This is a genomic window from Streptomyces sp. NBC_01298 (genome assembly GCF_035978755.1).
GTDB lineage: Bacteria > Actinomycetota > Actinomycetes > Streptomycetales > Streptomycetaceae > Streptomyces.
Genome location: NZ_CP108414.1, coordinates 4703019 through 4718454 on the forward strand (window position 1 = coordinate 4703019; position 15436 = coordinate 4718454).

General features: G+C 68.2%; 12 protein-coding genes, 1 tRNA gene and 2 pseudogenes. 4 read left to right on the forward strand and 11 right to left on the reverse strand.

Features of this window, described 5'->3' with window-relative positions; translation table 11 throughout:
• Nucleotides 1-106: 106 nt before the first annotated feature.
• The 11 genes and pseudogenes from OG730_RS21280 to dnaA (OG730_RS44325) all read right to left on the reverse strand — a co-directional run.
• Entirely contained in the window at nucleotides 107-241 is a 135-nt protein-coding gene (locus tag OG730_RS21280; RefSeq protein ID WP_208809277.1) for a DLW-39 family protein, read from the reverse strand.
• Nucleotides 242-398: 157 nt separating this feature from the next.
• Nucleotides 399-472, reverse strand: a tRNA-Ile gene (locus OG730_RS21285).
• 107 nt (nucleotides 473-579) lie between these two features.
• A complete protein-coding gene (locus OG730_RS21290; protein ID WP_327305740.1) occupies nucleotides 580-1224 on the reverse strand; it encodes a DUF3566 domain-containing protein in 645 nt (214 codons plus the stop codon).
• 2 nt (nucleotides 1225-1226) lie between these two features.
• Nucleotides 1227-3842, reverse strand: coding sequence for a DNA gyrase subunit A (gene gyrA, locus OG730_RS21295; protein WP_327305741.1), 2616 nt, complete (start codon nucleotides 3840-3842; stop codon nucleotides 1227-1229).
• Nucleotides 3843-3882: 40 nt separating this feature from the next.
• The gene (gene gyrB / locus OG730_RS21300) at nucleotides 3883-5940 is read right to left on the reverse strand and encodes a DNA topoisomerase (ATP-hydrolyzing) subunit B (protein WP_327305742.1); all 2058 of its coding nucleotides are present in this window, start codon (nucleotides 5938-5940) and stop codon (nucleotides 3883-3885) included.
• Nucleotides 5941-6345: 405 nt separating this feature from the next.
• Nucleotides 6346-6906, reverse strand: a complete 561-nt coding sequence (locus OG730_RS21305; RefSeq protein WP_327305743.1) for a DciA family protein — start codon at nucleotides 6904-6906, stop codon at nucleotides 6346-6348.
• Nucleotides 6903-8039, reverse strand: coding sequence for a DNA replication/repair protein RecF (gene recF / locus OG730_RS21310; RefSeq protein WP_327305744.1), 1137 nt, complete (start codon nucleotides 8037-8039; stop codon nucleotides 6903-6905). The genes OG730_RS21305 and recF overlap by 4 nt, the downstream gene beginning before the upstream one ends.
• Before the next feature lie 112 nt (nucleotides 8040-8151).
• Nucleotides 8152-9027 (reverse strand): phosphogluconate dehydrogenase (NAD(+)-dependent, decarboxylating), encoded by an 876-nt coding sequence (gene gnd / locus OG730_RS21315; RefSeq protein ID WP_243331108.1) that lies wholly within the window; start codon nucleotides 9025-9027, stop codon nucleotides 8152-8154.
• Between the two features lie 297 nt (nucleotides 9028-9324).
• Nucleotides 9325-10455: a DNA polymerase III subunit beta gene (dnaN, locus tag OG730_RS21320; protein ID WP_243331110.1), complete on the reverse strand. Its 1131-nt coding sequence runs from the start codon at nucleotides 10453-10455 to the stop codon at nucleotides 9325-9327.
• An 878-nt stretch (nucleotides 10456-11333) separates the two neighbouring features.
• Nucleotides 11334-12740, reverse strand: a pseudogene (gene dnaA / locus OG730_RS21325) (chromosomal replication initiator protein DnaA); the annotation flags it as partial.
• 104 nt (nucleotides 12741-12844) lie between these two features.
• Nucleotides 12845-13145: pseudogene (gene dnaA / locus OG730_RS44325) on the reverse strand (chromosomal replication initiator protein DnaA); the annotation flags it as partial.
• A gap of 359 nt (nucleotides 13146-13504) precedes the next feature.
• Here dnaA (OG730_RS44325) and rpmH point away from each other — a divergent pair.
• The 4 genes from rpmH to yidC are packed head-to-tail and all read left to right on the forward strand — an operon-like array spanning nucleotide 13505 to nucleotide 15427.
• Nucleotides 13505-13642 carry a 50S ribosomal protein L34 gene (rpmH, locus tag OG730_RS21330; protein ID WP_100597229.1) on the forward strand — a complete coding sequence of 46 codons (138 nt, stop codon included), beginning with the start codon at nucleotides 13505-13507 and terminating at the stop codon, nucleotides 13640-13642.
• A 22-nt stretch (nucleotides 13643-13664) separates the two neighbouring features.
• Nucleotides 13665-14039, forward strand: coding sequence for a ribonuclease P protein component (gene rnpA / locus OG730_RS21335; protein ID WP_243331112.1), 375 nt, complete (start codon nucleotides 13665-13667; stop codon nucleotides 14037-14039).
• Nucleotides 14036-14317, forward strand: a complete 282-nt coding sequence (yidD, locus tag OG730_RS21340) for a membrane protein insertion efficiency factor YidD (RefSeq protein ID WP_076043740.1) — start codon at nucleotides 14036-14038, stop codon at nucleotides 14315-14317. Before rnpA ends, yidD begins: the two co-directional genes overlap by 4 nt.
• 3 nt (nucleotides 14318-14320) lie before the next feature.
• Nucleotides 14321-15427 (forward strand): membrane protein insertase YidC, encoded by a 1107-nt coding sequence (gene yidC, locus OG730_RS21345; protein ID WP_327305746.1) that lies wholly within the window; start codon nucleotides 14321-14323, stop codon nucleotides 15425-15427.
• Nucleotides 15428-15436: the final 9 nt, after the last annotated feature.

Genomic DNA, 15436 nt, shown 5'->3' on the forward strand with positions numbered 1-15436 from the left:
GTTTGCCAACGCAAGCAACTTCTTTGCATACCGCAACAATTCGTCACAGAGCAGCACAAAGCCCCGACCGCAGCGGCAGTCGGGGCTCTGGGATCAACCTCGGGTCTCACACACCGGAACCAGAAGGCACGGAGTCGGTTGCCTCCGTCCACAGGTCCTGCTCCGCACGGTCCGCCTGGATCTGGCGGTACACGAGGAGCCCGCCGATGGCGGCCAGTGCGACCAGGAGCAGCTTCTTCACCGCGCGACCTCGTCTTTCGTTGACGTAGGGGACTTCTGGCGCCCAACAATACACACCGACCGATACCGATCGGTGACCTACCACCGGACCAACCGACCCACCAACTGGCCCAACGACAAAGACCCCCAGGCCATGGGCCTGAGGGTCTTCGACACTGTGGGGCTAACAGGATTTGAACCTGTGGCCTCATCCTTATCAGGGATGCGCTCTAACCAACTGAGCTATAGCCCCATCCGCGCTGCGCGCTGACTTCTGAAGGTTAGCGCACAGACCCGGTGACTCCAAAATCGGTTCCCGTGACCCGTCTGCGCAGGTCACCAGCCCCGTTTTCGAAGCTCTTACTCGTCCTCGGCGAGCGTCAGCTCCACACCGCCGACGAAGCCCGCCGACAGGTTGTAGATGAACGCGCCCAGGGTCGCCAGCGCCGTCATGAGCACCACGTCGATGACCGAGATCACCGTCGTGAAGATCAGAACGCGCGGCAGCGACAGGAAGGTCTGGAGGTCGAAACCGTTGCTCTCGTTCGAGCCGGTCGCCTCACTGATCGTGCCGCCGACGCTGGAGAAGATGCCCATGGCGTCCATGACCATCCACAGCACCACCGACGCGACGATCGTGCACACGCCCAGCGCGATCGACAGCAGGAAGCTGACCTTCATCACCGACCAGGGGTCGGCCTTGGCCACCCGGAGCCGCGCCTTGCGCGTCCTGGGTGCCATACGGGCCCCCGTGCGCGGCTTGCGCTGCGCACCGGAGTCGCCCGCCCCCCGCGGCGCACCGGGGCCCTGGGGCACCGCGTACGCCTGCGGCGGGTGGTAGGGCTGCTGAGGGCCGGCCCCCGCCTGAGTCTGAGGCGACTGAGGCGATTGGGGCGGCTGCGGTCCTCGGGTGTCCGTCACGGTTCCCCCCTGCGAGTCCGCGGCGGGGCCACGGGCACCGTTCGCTCCAGTGTGGGCCGGTCCGGCGCCCGTGGCTCCGCTCACGCTTACTCCTCGTGCTCCCCAGCCGAGGGCTCCGTGCCCTCGGCAGCCTCGGCGGCCTGCCCTTCGACGGCCGCCTCGGTCCCGATCTCGTTCTCGCTGTCGTCGGCCTCGTCAGTTTCCTGACCGGCCTCCGCGTTGCGGGCGATGCCGACGACGGCATCGCGCTTGCCCAGGTTGATCAGCTGGACGCCCATGGTGTCACGGCCGGTCTCCCGTACTTCGTTGACGCGCGTACGAATCACACCACCGCTGAGCGTGATGGCGAGGATTTCGTCCGTTTCGTCGACCACGAGAGCCCCGACCAGCGAGCCTCGGTCCTCCACGATCTTCGCGGCCTTGATGCCCAGGCCACCACGGCCCTGGACGCGGTACTCCTCCACCGGCGTCCGCTTGGCGTAGCCGCCGTCGGTCGCCGTGAACACGAAGGTACCCGGCCGGACCACGCTCATGGAGAGCAGTTCGTCCCCTCCGCGGAAACTCATGCCCTTCACGCCCGAGGTGGCGCGGCCCATCGGGCGCAGCGCGTCGTCGGTCGCCGTGAAGCGGATCGACTGCGCCTTCTTGCTGATGAGCAGCAGGTCGTCCTCGGAGGACACCAGCTCGGCGCCGATCAGCTCGTCGTCGCTGCCGTCCTCGGTCTCCCGGAGGTTGATCGCGATGACGCCGCCCGACCGGGGCGAGTCGTAGTCCTTGAGCGCCGTCTTCTTCACCAGGCCGCCCTTGGTGGCCAGGATCAGGTACGGGGCGATCTCGTAGTCGCGGATCGCGAGGATCTGGGCGATCTTCTCGTCCGGCTGGAAGGCCAGCAGGTTCGCCACGTGCTGCCCGCGGGCGTCACGGCCGGCGTCCGGGAGCTCGTACGCCTTGGAACGGTAGACCCGGCCCTTGTTCGTGAAGAACAGCAGCCAGTGGTGCGTGGTGGACACGAAGAAGTGGTCGACGAGGTCGTCCTGCTTCAGCTTCGTGCCGCGCACGCCCTTGCCGCCGCGCTTCTGCGAGCGGTAGTCCTCGGTCTTGGTCCGCTTGACGTACCCGCCGTGGGTGATCGTGACGACGATGTCCTCTTCGGCGATCAGGTCCTCCATGGACATGTCGCCGTCGAAGGGCACCAGCTTGGAACGCCGGTCGTCGCCGAACTTCTCGACGATGGCGGCCAGTTCCTCGCTGACGATCTGACGCTGACGCTCCTCGGAGGCCAGGATCGCGTTGTACTCGTTGATCTTGGCCTGGAGCTCGTCGTGCTCGGCGACGATCTTCTGCCGCTCCAGGGCCGCGAGGCGGCGGAGCTGCATCTCCAGGATCGCGTTCGCCTGGATCTCGTCGATCGACAGCAGGCCCATCAGGCCCTCGCGGGCGATCTCGACCGTGTTGCTGCGCCGGATCAGCGCGATGACCTCGTCGATCGCGTCCAGCGCCTTGAGCAGACCGCGCAGGATGTGGGCGCGCTCCTCCGCCTTGCGCAGGCGGAACTTCGTGCGCCGGACGATGACCTCGATCTGGTGCGTCACCCAGTGGCGGATGAACGCGTCGATCGACAGCGTGCGGGGCACGCCGTCCACCAGCGCCAGCATGTTCGCGCCGAAGTTCGTCTGCAGGTCGGTGTGCTTGTACAGGTTGTTCAGCACGACCTTGGCGACGGCGTCGCGCTTGAGGACGATCACCAGGCGCTGGCCGGTCCGGGACGAGGTCTCGTCGCGGACGTCGGCGATGCCGCCGACCTTGCCGTCCTTGACCAGGTCGGCGATCTTCTGCGCCAGGTTGTCGGGGTTGGTCTGGTACGGAAGCTCCGTGACCACCAGGCACTGGCGGTTCTGGATCTCCTCGACCTCGACCACCGCGCGCATCGTGATGGAGCCGCGACCGGTCCGGTACGCCTCCTCGATGCCCTTGCGGCCCACGACCAGGGCGCCCGACGGGAAGTCCGGGCCCTTGATCCGCTCGATGAGCGCGTCCTGGAGCTCCTCGTGCGAGGCCTCCGGGTGCTCCAGCGCCCACTGGGCGCCGGCCGCAACCTCGCGCAGGTTGTGCGGCGGGATGTTGGTGGCCATGCCGACCGCGATGCCCGCCGAGCCGTTGATCAGCAGGTTCGGGAAGCGCGCCGGCAGGACCGTCGGCTCCTGGTTGCGGCCGTCGTAGTTGTCCTTGAAGTCGACGGTCTCCTCGTCGATGTCGCGGAGCATCTCCATGGCCAGCGGCATGAGCTTGCACTCGGTGTAGCGCATCGCGGCCGCCGGGTCGTTGCCCGGGGAGCCGAAGTTGCCGTTGGAGTCCACGAGCGGCATGCGCAGCGACCACGGCTGGGCCAGGCGGACCAGGGCGTCGTAGATCGAGGAGTCACCGTGCGGGTGGTACGTGCCCATGACGTCACCGACGACGCGGGCGCACTTGTAGAAGCCCTTCTCGGGCCGGTAGCCGCCGTCGTACATCGCGTACAGCACACGACGGTGGACCGGCTTGAGGCCGTCCCGTACGTCGGGCAGCGCGCGGGAGACGATGACGGACATCGCGTAGTCGAGGTAGGAGCGCTGCATCTCGGTCTCGAGCCCGACGGGCTCGATGCGCATGACGGGCTGCTCCTCCGCGGATTCCGCGGCGGTGGGCGTGGTTTCGTCGGCCATTGCTGGTCAAAGGTCCTTTCAGGCGGTCAGCTGAGCCGACTCAGATGTCGAGGAAGCGAACGTCCTTGGCGTTGCGCTGGATGAAGGAGCGCCGGGCTTCGACGTCCTCACCCATCAGCACCGAGAACAGGTCGTCGGCCTGCGCGGCGTCGTCCAGGGTGACCTGGCCGAGCACGCGGTGGTCCACGTCCATCGTGGTGATGCGCAGTTCCTCGGCGTTCATCTCGCCCAGACCCTTGAAGCGCTGGATCGAGTCTTCCTTGATCCGCTTGCCCTGCGACTTGCCGAGCTCGACCAGGGCGTCGCGCTCGCGGTCCGAGTACGCGTACTCGAAGTCGTCGCGACCCCACTTGATCTTGTACAGCGGCGGACGCGACAGGTACACGTGCCCGGCCTCGACCAGCGGCCGCATGAAGCGGAACAGGAAGGTCAGCAGCAGGGTGTTGATGTGCTGGCCGTCGACGTCGGCGTCCGCCATCAGGATGATCTTGTGATAGCGGAGCTTCTCGATGTCGAAGTCCTCGTGCACACCCGTGCCGAAGGCGCTGATCAGCGCCTGGACCTCGGTGTTCTGGAGGATCTTGTCGATGCGCGCCTTCTCGACGTTCAGGATCTTGCCGCGGATCGGCAGGATGGCCTGGTACATCGGGTTGCGGCCGGACTTGGCCGAGCCGCCGGCCGAGTCGCCCTCGACGATGAAGATCTCGCACTTCGTCGGGTCGTTGGACTGGCAGTCCGACAGCTTGCCCGGGAGCGAGGCGGACTCCAGCAGACCCTTGCGACGGGTCAGGTCACGGGCCTTGCGGGCCGCGACGCGCGCCGTGGCCGCCTGGATCGACTTGCGGATGATGTCCGCGGCCTCGTTCGGGTTCCGGTCGAACCAGTCGTTGAGGTGCTCGTGCACGACCTTCTGCACGAAGGTCTTGGCCTCCGTGTTGCCCAGCTTGGTCTTCGTCTGGCCCTCGAACTGCGGCTCGCCCAGCTTCACCGAGATGATCGCCGTCAGACCCTCGCGGATGTCCTCGCCGGCGAGGTTGTCGTCCTTCTCGCGGAGGAACTTCTTCTCGCGCGCGTAGCGGTTCACCAGACCCGTCATCGCCGCGCGGAAGCCCTCTTCGTGGGTACCGCCCTCGTGCGTGTGGATCGTGTTCGCGAAGGAGTAGACGCCCTCGGTGTACTGCGAGTTCCACTGCATCGCGATCTCGACCGAGAGCATGCGCTCCTTGTCCTCGGCCTCGACGTCGATGACCGTGGGGTGGATCAGCTCGCCCTTGCGCGCGTTCAGGTACTTCACGAAGTCGACGATGCCGCCCTCGTAGTGGTACTTGACCGTCCGCGCCTGCTGGTCGTCGGTCTCCTCGGCGGTGTCCGCGCCCATCGTGGCCTTCGCCGACTCGCGCTCGTCCGTCAGCGAGAGCGTCAGGCCCTTGTTGAGGAAGGCCATCTCCTGGAAGCGGCGCGAGAGCGTCTCGAAGGAGTACTCGGTGGTCTCGAAGATGTCGCCGTCGGCCCAGAAGGTGACCGAGGTGCCCGTCTCGGACGTCTCCTCGTTCTGCAGCAGCGGCGCCGTCGGGACACCGAGCTTGTAGTCCTGGGTCCAGCGGGAACCGTCGGTCTTGACCTCGACCGCGACCTTGGTGGACAGGGCGTTCACGACGGAGACGCCGACGCCGTGCAGACCGCCGGAGACGGCGTAACCGCCGCCGCCGAACTTGCCGCCCGCGTGCAGGACCGTCAGCACGACCTCGACGGCCGGCTTCCCCTCGGACGGCACGATGCCGACCGGGATACCGCGGCCGTTGTCGACCACGCGCACGCCGCCGTCGGCGAGGATCGTCACGTCGATGGTGTCCGCGTGCCCGGCCAGGGCCTCGTCGACCGAGTTGTCGACGACCTCGTAGACGAGGTGGTGGAGCCCGCGCTCACCGGTCGAGCCGATGTACATGCCGGGCCGCTTGCGGACCGCGTCCAGGCCCTCGAGGACCTGGATGGCACTGGCGTCGTACGAGGAGGTGACCTCGCCGTTCTGGCCGACTGTGGACTGGTTGTCGTTGGGGTTGCCGGAATCGGCCACGAAGCGCCCTTTCTGGCACAGCACAGGCCGTACTCCGGGCCGGCATGCATGCAAGCGGGAGCGGCTGCGTCGATCTGCGTTGTCAGCGGTGGTCAGCTTTACTCGACTGAATCCCGCGCGTGCGCGGGATTCTCGTTCAGTCTACCGGTATCACCCCCATGAATGGGCGTTTGCCGGTACCTGAGTCCGCATGTGCCGCCCGGAAACTCCTCTCTCCGACTCCCCATATCCGGGGAGGGGCTCGAAGAGGCTCACACGGGCATTGAGCGCTTCGGGCTGTCAACCTCCCGCTACCGTGAGGGACACCACCCGCGGAGCCGTCCGTACGGGTGACCGCCGGATCCCTACTCACCCGTACGGGTGTGCGTGCCGGCGGGCACGCGAAGCCGCCCGCACGTGGTGAACCACGCCGGGTCGGGCTTCGTCCGCTCACCCGTAGGTGTCCCCCGGGCCGGTGCTCCCCGGCGCCCGCCAGGGCCCGTACCGCTTCGGCCCGCCGCCCGGGCCGTGGACCTTGATCAGCCGCACGGTGCCCTGCCCCAGGTCCGCGTTGAGCCGCGCCACCAGCTGCGGGGCCAGCAGCTTCAGCTGCGCCGCCCACGCCGAGGAATCGCAGCGCACCACCAGCTCGCGGTCCTCGTACCGGTCCGGCACGCAGTGCGTGGCGATGTCCTGGCCGACGATCTCCGGCCAGCGCTCCATCACGCCCGCCACCGCCATCGGCATCTCCCAGCCGCGCTCCGTGCGCAGCCGGTCCAGCGCCGCCATCAGCGGCATCGGGTCCCGCCCGTCCGCCCGGGCGCCCGAGCGCAGGCCCGGCCGGTAGGCACCCTTCTTGTTCTGCGCCGCGTTGCCGCGGGCCCGCGCCTGCTCGCGCGCGGCCGCCAGCGCCTGGCGCGCCAGGTCCACCCCGGAGGGCTCGGCCGCCTTGCGGGGCGGCTCCTGCGGGTCCCGCCGGTCCTGTGGGGGGTCCTGCTCCTTGCCGCTCACAGCCGGGTCACCTCGCCGCCGGCCACCGCGAACCGGGTCCCGACCAGTACCCCGGGCACGTCGTCGTCCACCGCCGCCGTCACCAGCACCTGCTCGCCCGGGGCCACCAGCTCCGCCAGCCGCTCCCGGCGCCGCGCGTCCAGCTCCGCGAACACGTCGTCGAGGATCAGCACCGGCTCGCTGCCCTCCGAGCGCAGCAGCTCGTAGGAGGCCAGGCGCAGCGCCAGCGCGTACGACCAGGACTCGCCGTGGCTCGCGTACCCCTTGGCCGGCAGCTCCCCGAGGCGCAGCACCACGTCGTCGCGGTGCGGGCCGACCAGGGTCACCCCGCGCTCGATCTCGCCCTTGCGCACCTCGGCCAGGGAGGCCAGGAGAACCTCGTACAGCGCCTCGCGGGTACGCGCCTCGCCGCTGTCCACCTGCTCGCCCGCGGAGGACTTGTAGGCCACCCCGAGCGGGCCGCCGCCGGGTGCGAGCTGCTCGTACGCCTTGTCCGCCAGCGGCAGCAGCGTCGCGAGCAGGTCGAGCCGGTGGGCCATCAGCTCCGCGCCCGTGCGCGCCAGGTGCTGGTCCCAGACGTCGAGGGTGGACAGGTCCATGGAGCGACCGCCGTGCCGGCGGGCCATCGCCGCCGACTTCAGCAGGGTGTTGCGCTGCTTGAGCACCCGCTCGTAGTCCGAGCGGACGGCCGCCATGCGCGGCGAGCGCGCCGTGACGAGCTCGTCGAGGAAGCGGCGCCGCTCCCCGGGGTCGCCCTTGACCAGGGCCAGGTCCTCGGGCGCGAACAGCACCGTGCGCACGATGCCCAGCACGTCACGCGGCCTGACCTGCGAGGACCTGTTGATCCGGGCCCGGTTGGCGCGGCCCGGGTTCAGCTCCAGCTCCACGAGCTGCTGCCGCTCGCCCTGGGTGACGGCGGCCCGGATGACGGCGCGCTCGGCGCCCATCCGCACCAGCGGGGCGTCCGCGGAGACGCGGTGGCTGCCGAGGGTGGCGAGGTAGCCGATCGCCTCGACGAGATTGGTCTTTCCCTGCCCGTTGGGGCCGACGAAAGCGGTGACGCCCGGGTCGAGGGGAACCTCGGCCCGGGCGTACGAGCGGAAGTCGGCCAACGAGAGATGCGAAACGTGCATGTGGCGCCGACCTCCCCCGGCTTCCTGCTGCTCTGCCGTGCTCCGCTCCACAGGCTGTGGACCTACAAGCCGTGGTCCCTGAGAAACCGTGGGCCTGTGGAGCGGTTGTGGATTACTTCTTCTCGACCGCGTGGCCGCCGAACTGGTTGCGCAGCGCGGCGATCATCTTCATCTGCGGGGAGTCGTCCTGGCGCGACGCGAAGCGCGCGAAGAGCGAGGCCGTGATCGCGGGCAGCGGCACGGCGTTGTCGATCGCGGCCTCGACCGTCCAGCGGCCCTCGCCCGAGTCCTGCGCGAAGCCGCGCAGCTGCTGCAGGTGCTCGTCCTCGTCCAGCGCGTTCACGGCCAGGTCCAGCAGCCAGGAACGGATGACCGTGCCCTCCTGCCAGGACCGGAACACCTCGCGGACGTCGGTGACCGAGTCGACCTTCTCCAGGAGCTCCCAGCCCTCGGCGTAGGCCTGCATCATGGCGTACTCGATGCCGTTGTGGACCATCTTCGCGAAGTGCCCGGCGCCGATCTTGCCCGCGTGCACCGCGCCGAATTCACCCTCGGGCTTGAGGGCGTCGAAGACCGGCTGGACGGCCGCGACGTGCTCCTTGTCGCCGCCGTACATCAGCGCGTAGCCGTTCTCCAGGCCCCAGACGCCGCCCGAGACTCCGCAGTCCACGAAGCCGATGCCCTTGGCGGCCAGCTCGGCGCCGTGCTTCTCGTCGTCGGTCCAGCGCGAGTTGCCGCCGTCGACGACGATGTCGCCGGGCGAGAGCAGGCCCGCGAGCTCGTCGACGGTGGACTGGGTCGCCGCGCCGGCCGGGACCATCACCCACACCACGCGGGGGGCCTGCAGGCTGTCCACAAGTTCCGACAGGCTGTGGACATCGGCGAGGTCCGGGTTGCGGTCGTATCCGATGACGGTGTGGCCGGCGCGGCGGATGCGCTCGCGCATGTTGCCGCCCATCTTGCCGAGACCGACGAGACCAAGCTCCATCAGGTGGTTCCTTAAGCGTTGTGGCCGTCTGTGCCGGGGTGCTCCCCTGCCCGGGGACATCCCCCCGTGCCGAGCCTACGCCGGGCCGTGGCGCCCGGCGCCACGGGCACTCCGGGGTGTCGGCGCCCAGGCGCGCGGCGGGCCGCGCACGAGGCTCCGTACGGACTCCCGCGAGGCCACTGGGGGGCCGCTACGGGGCCGCTACGGCGCTTCGCGGGCGGGAGGCGGAACGCCCTCGGGCCCGGTCCCGCCAGGAGCGGGGACGGGCCCGAGGGGCTTGCCGCGTCGAGTCCGGACTCAGCCGGAGAGGCGGACCGGCATGATCAGGTACTTGTACGCCTCGTCGGCCTCGGCGTCGACCGCCGGGCGGCCGCTGAGCAGCGCCGGCTTGGTGGACGTGGTGAAGCTCAGCTGCGCGGCCGGCGAGTCGATCGCGCTCAGGCCGTCCAGCAGGAAGGTCGGGTTGAAGGCGATCGAGATGTCGTCGCCCTCCAGCTTCGCGTCGACGCGCTCCACAGCCTGTGCGTCGTCGGAGGAGCCGGCCTCCAGGATCAGCACGCCCTGCTCGAAGCTCAGGCGGACCGGGGTGTTGCGCTCGGCGACCAGGGCCACGCGCTTGACGGCCTCGACGAACGGGGCCGTCTCGATCACGGCGACCGAGTTGAACTCCGTCGGGAACAGCGTGCGGTACTTCGGCAGGTCGCCCTCGAGGAGGCGGGTGGTGGTGCGGCGGCCGGCGCCCTCGAAGCCGATGAGGCCCTCGCCCTGGCCGGAGCCCGACAGCGCGATGGTGACCGTGTCGCCGCTGGTGAGCGACTTGGCGGTGTCCAGGAGGGTCTTGGCGGGTACCAGGGCCACGGCCGAGGCCTCGGGGTCCTCGGGCTTCCACAGGAACTCGCGGACCGCGAAGCGGTAGCGGTCGGTGGAGGCCAGGGTGACCTTGTCGCCCTCGATCTCGATGCGCACACCGGTCAGCACGGGCAGCGTGTCGTCGCGGCCCGCGGCGATGGCTACCTGGGCGGCGGCGGAGGCGAAGACCTCGCCGGGCACGGTGCCGGTCGCGGTGGGCATCGTCGGCAGTGCCGGGTACTCCTCCACAGGCAGGGTGTGGAGTGTGAATCGCGAGGAGCCGCAGACCACGGTCGCCCGTACACCGTCTGTGGAAATCTCCACCGGACGGTTGGGGAGTGCGCGGCAGATGTCGGCGAGCAGCCGGCCGGAGACCAGGACGGTGCCGTCCTCCTCGACGTCCGCCTCGACGGAGACGCGGGCCGAGACCTCGTAGTCGAAGCCGGAGAGGGACAGCTTGCCCTCCTCGGCCTTCAGCAGCAGGCCCGCGAGAACGGGCACCGGCGGCCGGGCCGGGAGGCTACGAGCAGCCCAGGCCACCGCCTCCGCGAGTACGTCGCGCTCCACCCGGATCTTCACCGGAAACCGCCTCCTGCTGTTGCTCGCTCGTCTGCCGGCCTTCGTCGTCGGCTCGTCGATGCCTCGACCGATGCCGGGGACCAGTCTGACGTACGGCGCCGACAGTCGTCGCTGCTGGCGGTCAAGTCGGGAGCGAGGTGTCGGGGAGGGCGATCCACCGAGTTGTGCACAGGACCTGCTTGAAAACCGAAACCGGGCTAACTCTCTATGGGGGTAGTAGTAGGGCCTGTGGAAACGGTGGATAACAGTGTTTCTGCTGGTCAGCACCGGTTTTTTATGCACACACCCTGTGGGCGGTACCGGTGGACAACCACGTGTCTCTGTGGAGAACGAAAACTTCTGCACAGGCCATCCCCAGATGACCCCGACTACTCCACAGGTGTGTCCCCAGGTTTTCCCGAGTACTCCACAACCCAAACGTCGACTTCGGTGTGACCGCTTTCACTCGGGGCGGTGATGGAGGGTTCCCTGTTGCCGAACAGTGGACAACGGTGTGGGGAAGTCGTCTGATCCTGTGCACAGGACCCGGGAAGCTGTGGACCGCCGGTGGACAACGCGGTGGACAGACCTGTGGACGAATATTTCGTCCACAGCCTGTGGATAGTCGTTGCGCACAATTCCACAGGGGTCTGACCAGCCCTGATGGTGCCTCACACCAGGGGCCTGTGGACAGTCTTGTGGGTTGTGGAGCCCGTCCCCAGGGTGTGGACGGAAGAAAGTCGCCCAATCTGTGGATGACTTGCCTCCAAGGGGGCGTATTCGAACAACCCAGGGGCGCACGCACGAAGAAGGGCGCCCCCGAAGTGACCCGGGAGCGCCCTCTAAAAGCGTTTTGAAGGGCTCGGCGGCGCCCGTACGGCACGTCCACAGAGCCGGCGTCAGCCGTTCTTGATGCGGTTGGTGAGCTCGGTCACCTGGTTGTAGATGGAGCGGCGTTCCGCCATCAGAGCGCGGATCTTGCGGTCCGCGTGCATGACGGTGGTGTGGTCGCGGCCGCCGAACTGCGCCCCGATCTTGGGCAGCGAGAGGTCCGTGAGCTCCCGGCACAGGTACATGGAGATCTGCCGGGCGGTGACCAGCACGCGGCTGCGCGAGGAGCCGCACAGGTCGTCCACGGTCAGCCCGAAGTAGTCGGCGGTGGCCGCCATGATGTCGGTGGCGGTGATCTCGGGCGAGCTGTCCTCGCCGCCCGGAATCAGGTTCTTCAGGACGTCCTCGGTCAGGCCCAGGTCGACCGGCTGCCGGTTCAGGCTCGCGAAGGCCGTGACCCGGATCAGCGCCCCCTCCAGCTCGCGGATGTTGCGCGAGATGCGGGAGGCGATGAACTCCAGCACCTCCGGCGGGGCGTTGAGCTGCTCCTGGACGGCCTTCTTGCGCAGGATCGCGATGCGGGTCTCCAGCTCGGGCGGCTGGACGTCGGTGATCAGGCCCCACTCGAAGCGGTTGCGGAGCCGGTCCTCCAGGGTGGCGAGCTGCTTGGGCGGCCGGTCGGAGGAGAGCACGATCTGCTTGTTGGCGTTGTGGAGCGTATTGAAGGTGTGGAAGAACTCCTCCTGCGTCGACTCCTTGCTCGCGAGGAACTGGATGTCGTCGACGAGCAGGATGTCCATCTCGCGGTAGCGCTTGCGGAACGCGTCGCCCTTGCCGTCGCGGATCGAGTTGATGAACTCGTTGGTGAACTCCTCGGAGCTCACGTACCGCACCCGGGTGCCGGGGTAGAGGCTCCGCGCGTAGTGCCCGATGGCGTGCAGCAGGTGCGTCTTGCCGAGGCCCGACTCCCCGTAGATGAAGAGGGGGTTGTACGCCTTCGCCGGCGCCTCGGCGACGGCCACCGCGGCGGCGTGCGCGAAGCGGTTGGAGGCGCCGATGACGAAGGTGTCGAAGAGGTACTTGGGGTTCAGCCGGGCGGTCGGCTCCAGCGGTCCCGAGGTGGAACCGCCGGACGGCGCCGAGGGCGCGGGCCGGCTGGGCACCGGGCGCGGGGAGGACTGCTGCTCGTACTGCTGCTGCTCGTACTGGCGGGAGGAGCGCTGCTGCTGGCCCTCGTACTGCTGCTGCTCGTACTTCTGCTGTTCGTAGGAGCCCTGGTCGTAGGAGGAGGGCTCGGACTGCTGCATGTAGCCCGGCTGCGGGGAGGCGTACGGGTCGCGCTCGGGGAAGCCGCCGAGGCGGGGCTGCTGCCAGCCGTAGTCGTCCTGCTGGCCGCCGCGGGGCCAGGCGCCGGGCTCGGAGCGCTGCTGCTGGTAGTCCGGGTAGGCGGGGCGGGCGCTGGGGAGCTGGTCGTCGGCGGGGCCGTTGTGGCCGCCGGGGCCCGTGTGACCCATGGGTCCGGTGTGCCCGCCGGGGCGCTGACCTCCGTACGGTTCGTAGTCGTCGCGGGAGGAGGACCCGGACGGGGCCGGGGGCGAGGGCTCGCCGGCGGAGTCGTCGACGGTGATGGCGATCCGGATCGGGCGGCCGCACTCACGGCTCAGGGCGTCGCTGATGAGCGGGGCGAGCCGGCCCTCCAGGACGCGCTTGCCGTACTCGTTCGGCACGGCGAGCAGCGCGGTGTCCGCGACCAGGGCCAGGGGCTGACAGCGCTCGACCCACTGCTTGTCCTTGGGCTCGATGCTGTTCTGTCCCTCCCCGAGGAGCTTTTCGAGCACCCTTGGCCACACTGCGGCAAGATCGGCAGGTACGTCAGCCACAGAGCACGCTCTCTCAGAGGGGGTCCCACGAATGTGTGGTTCTTTGGGACGGTCGGGACAAAAAATCCGGGGTCAGGCAACGGTAGTCAGGCCAGCGGGTACGGTTCAAGTCGTTGTCCACAGCCTGTGCACAGTGTGGGGCACCGTCGACTCGGTTTGACCGGATGGCGTAGCCGCGCGTACCGTAACGAGGTCGAGTTGTCGATGGCTGCTGCCGCCTGCCTACCGATGGGCGAAGATCACTGGTTGTGATCGTTTTGCGGTGCCACTCGGGCGAACACGCGAGTTTTCTCCTCGTGGGCGCACGGTGACAGCCAGGCGATGTCCCGCCTAAACGATTTATTCTCTGGAGCCCTCGAGTGAGCAAGCGCACCTTCCAGCCGAACAACCGCCGTCGTGCCAAGACCCACGGCTTCCGTCTCCGGATGCGTACCCGTGCCGGCCGCGCCATCCTCGCGAACCGTCGTGGCAAGGGCCGCGCCGAACTCTCCGCGTAACTGACGGGCGGATCGTGACGTCGTGCTGTCTCCCGACAATCGGCTGAGGCGGCGCGAGGACTTCGCGAGCGCGGTACGTCGAGGTCGCCGGGCTGGTCGCCCGCTCCTCGTCGTCCACCTACGTACAAGCGGTGCAACGGACCCGCACGAGCCGGGGGAGATCGATCCCTCGACGCGTGCGGGTTTCGTCGTCAGCAAGGCTGTCGGCATCGCCGTCGTACGCAACCGGGTCAAGCGCCGTTTGCGCCATCTCGTCCGCGAGCGGCTGTCCCAGCTGCCCGAAGGTAGCCTGATGGTGGTACGGGCTCTGCCCGGAGCGGGTGATGCCGGTCTCGACGAGCTGGCCCGGGACCTCGATGCCGCACTGCTGCGGCTCTTGGGAGGCGTGGCTCGATGAAGTACCCGCTGCTCGCATTGATCAAGCTGTACCAGTGGACGATCAGTCCGCTGCTCGGGCCGGTGTGCCGCTACTACCCCTCGTGTTCGCACTACGGGTACACGGCCATCGACCGGCATGGTGCGGTGAAGGGGACGGCTCTGACCGCCTGGCGGATCCTGCGGTGCAATCCGTGGTCCCCGGGTGGCGTGGACCACGTCCCACCCCGGAAACGCCCGCGTTGGCACGAGCAGCTGCGCAGTGCGTTGCGTAGATCTCGCAATGCTCAAGGAGCCTGATTAGTGGACACGATTGCCAGTCTGTTCAGCTTTATTACCACGCCTGTCTCGTGGATCATCGTCCAGTTCCACAAGGTGTACGGCGCCATGTTCGGCGCCGACAGTGGCTGGGCCTGGGGCCTGTCCATCGTCTCCCTGGTGATCTTGATCCGTATTTGCCTGATCCCGCTCTTCGTGAAGCAGATCAAGGCGACGCGCGGCATGCAGGCGATCCAGCCGAAGATGAAGGCGATCCAGGAGCGCTACAAGAACGACAAACAGCGCCAGTCCGAAGAGATGATGAAGCTGTACAAGGAGACGGGTACCAACCCGCTCTCCTCGTGCCTTCCCATCCTGGCGCAGTCACCGTTCTTCTTCGCGCTCTACCACGTGCTCGCCGGCATCGCCAACGGCAAGCCGATCGGTGAGATCGACGGCCCGCTGCTGGAGAGCGCGCGTAACGCGCACATCTTCGGCGCCCCGCTGGCGTCCAAGTTCACGGACAGCGCGGACAAGGTCGCCGCTCTCAATGCCTCGATCACCGACGTGCGGATCGTCACCGCGATCATGATCGTGATGATGTCGCTGTCGCAGTTCTACACGCAGCGCCAGCTGATGCAGAAGAACGTCGACCTCTCGGTCAAGACGCCGTTCATGCAGCAGCAGAAGATGCTGATGTACGTCTTCCCCCTGATCTTCGCCTTCATGGGTATCAACTTCCCCGTCGGTGTCCTCGTCTACTGGCTGACCACGAACCTGTGGACCATGGGCCAGCAGATGTTCGTGATCAACCGGAACCCCACCCCGGGCAGCCTGGCCCAGGACCAGTACCTGACGCGCCTGCTGAAGCAGATCAGCTCGCACGGCGAGCTCAAGAGCCGGGGCAAGAAGAAGATCGTCGCGGCGATCGTGGCCAAGGGTCCGGACCGCAACGACAACGAGCGCAAGTTCATCACCGGTCTGAGCAAGCAGGGCCTTGCCGCGCAGGCGGACGGCTCCGTGGCGAAGAGCGTCGAGGCGACCGTCGATTCCGATGCGGCCGGCGGTGGCGGACAGAAGCGTCAGCAGCCCAAGCGGCAGTCGAAGTCGCAGCGTCAGACGCCCCCCAGCAAGCCCTCTCCCAAGAAGTAAGAAGGAGTC

Coding starts and splice junctions, on each gene's coding strand:
- yidD (WP_076043740.1), top strand. CDS start 14,036: ATGAAGTACCCGCTGCTCGCATTGATCAAGCTGTACCAGTGGACGATC.
- recF (WP_327305744.1), bottom strand. CDS start 8,039: ATGCACGTTTCGCATCTCTCGTTGGCCGACTTCCGCTCGTACGCCCGG.
- gnd (WP_243331108.1), bottom strand. CDS start 9,027: ATGGAGCTTGGTCTCGTCGGTCTCGGCAAGATGGGCGGCAACATGCGC.
- gyrA (WP_327305741.1), bottom strand. CDS start 3,842: ATGGCCGACGAAACCACGCCCACCGCCGCGGAATCCGCGGAGGAGCAG.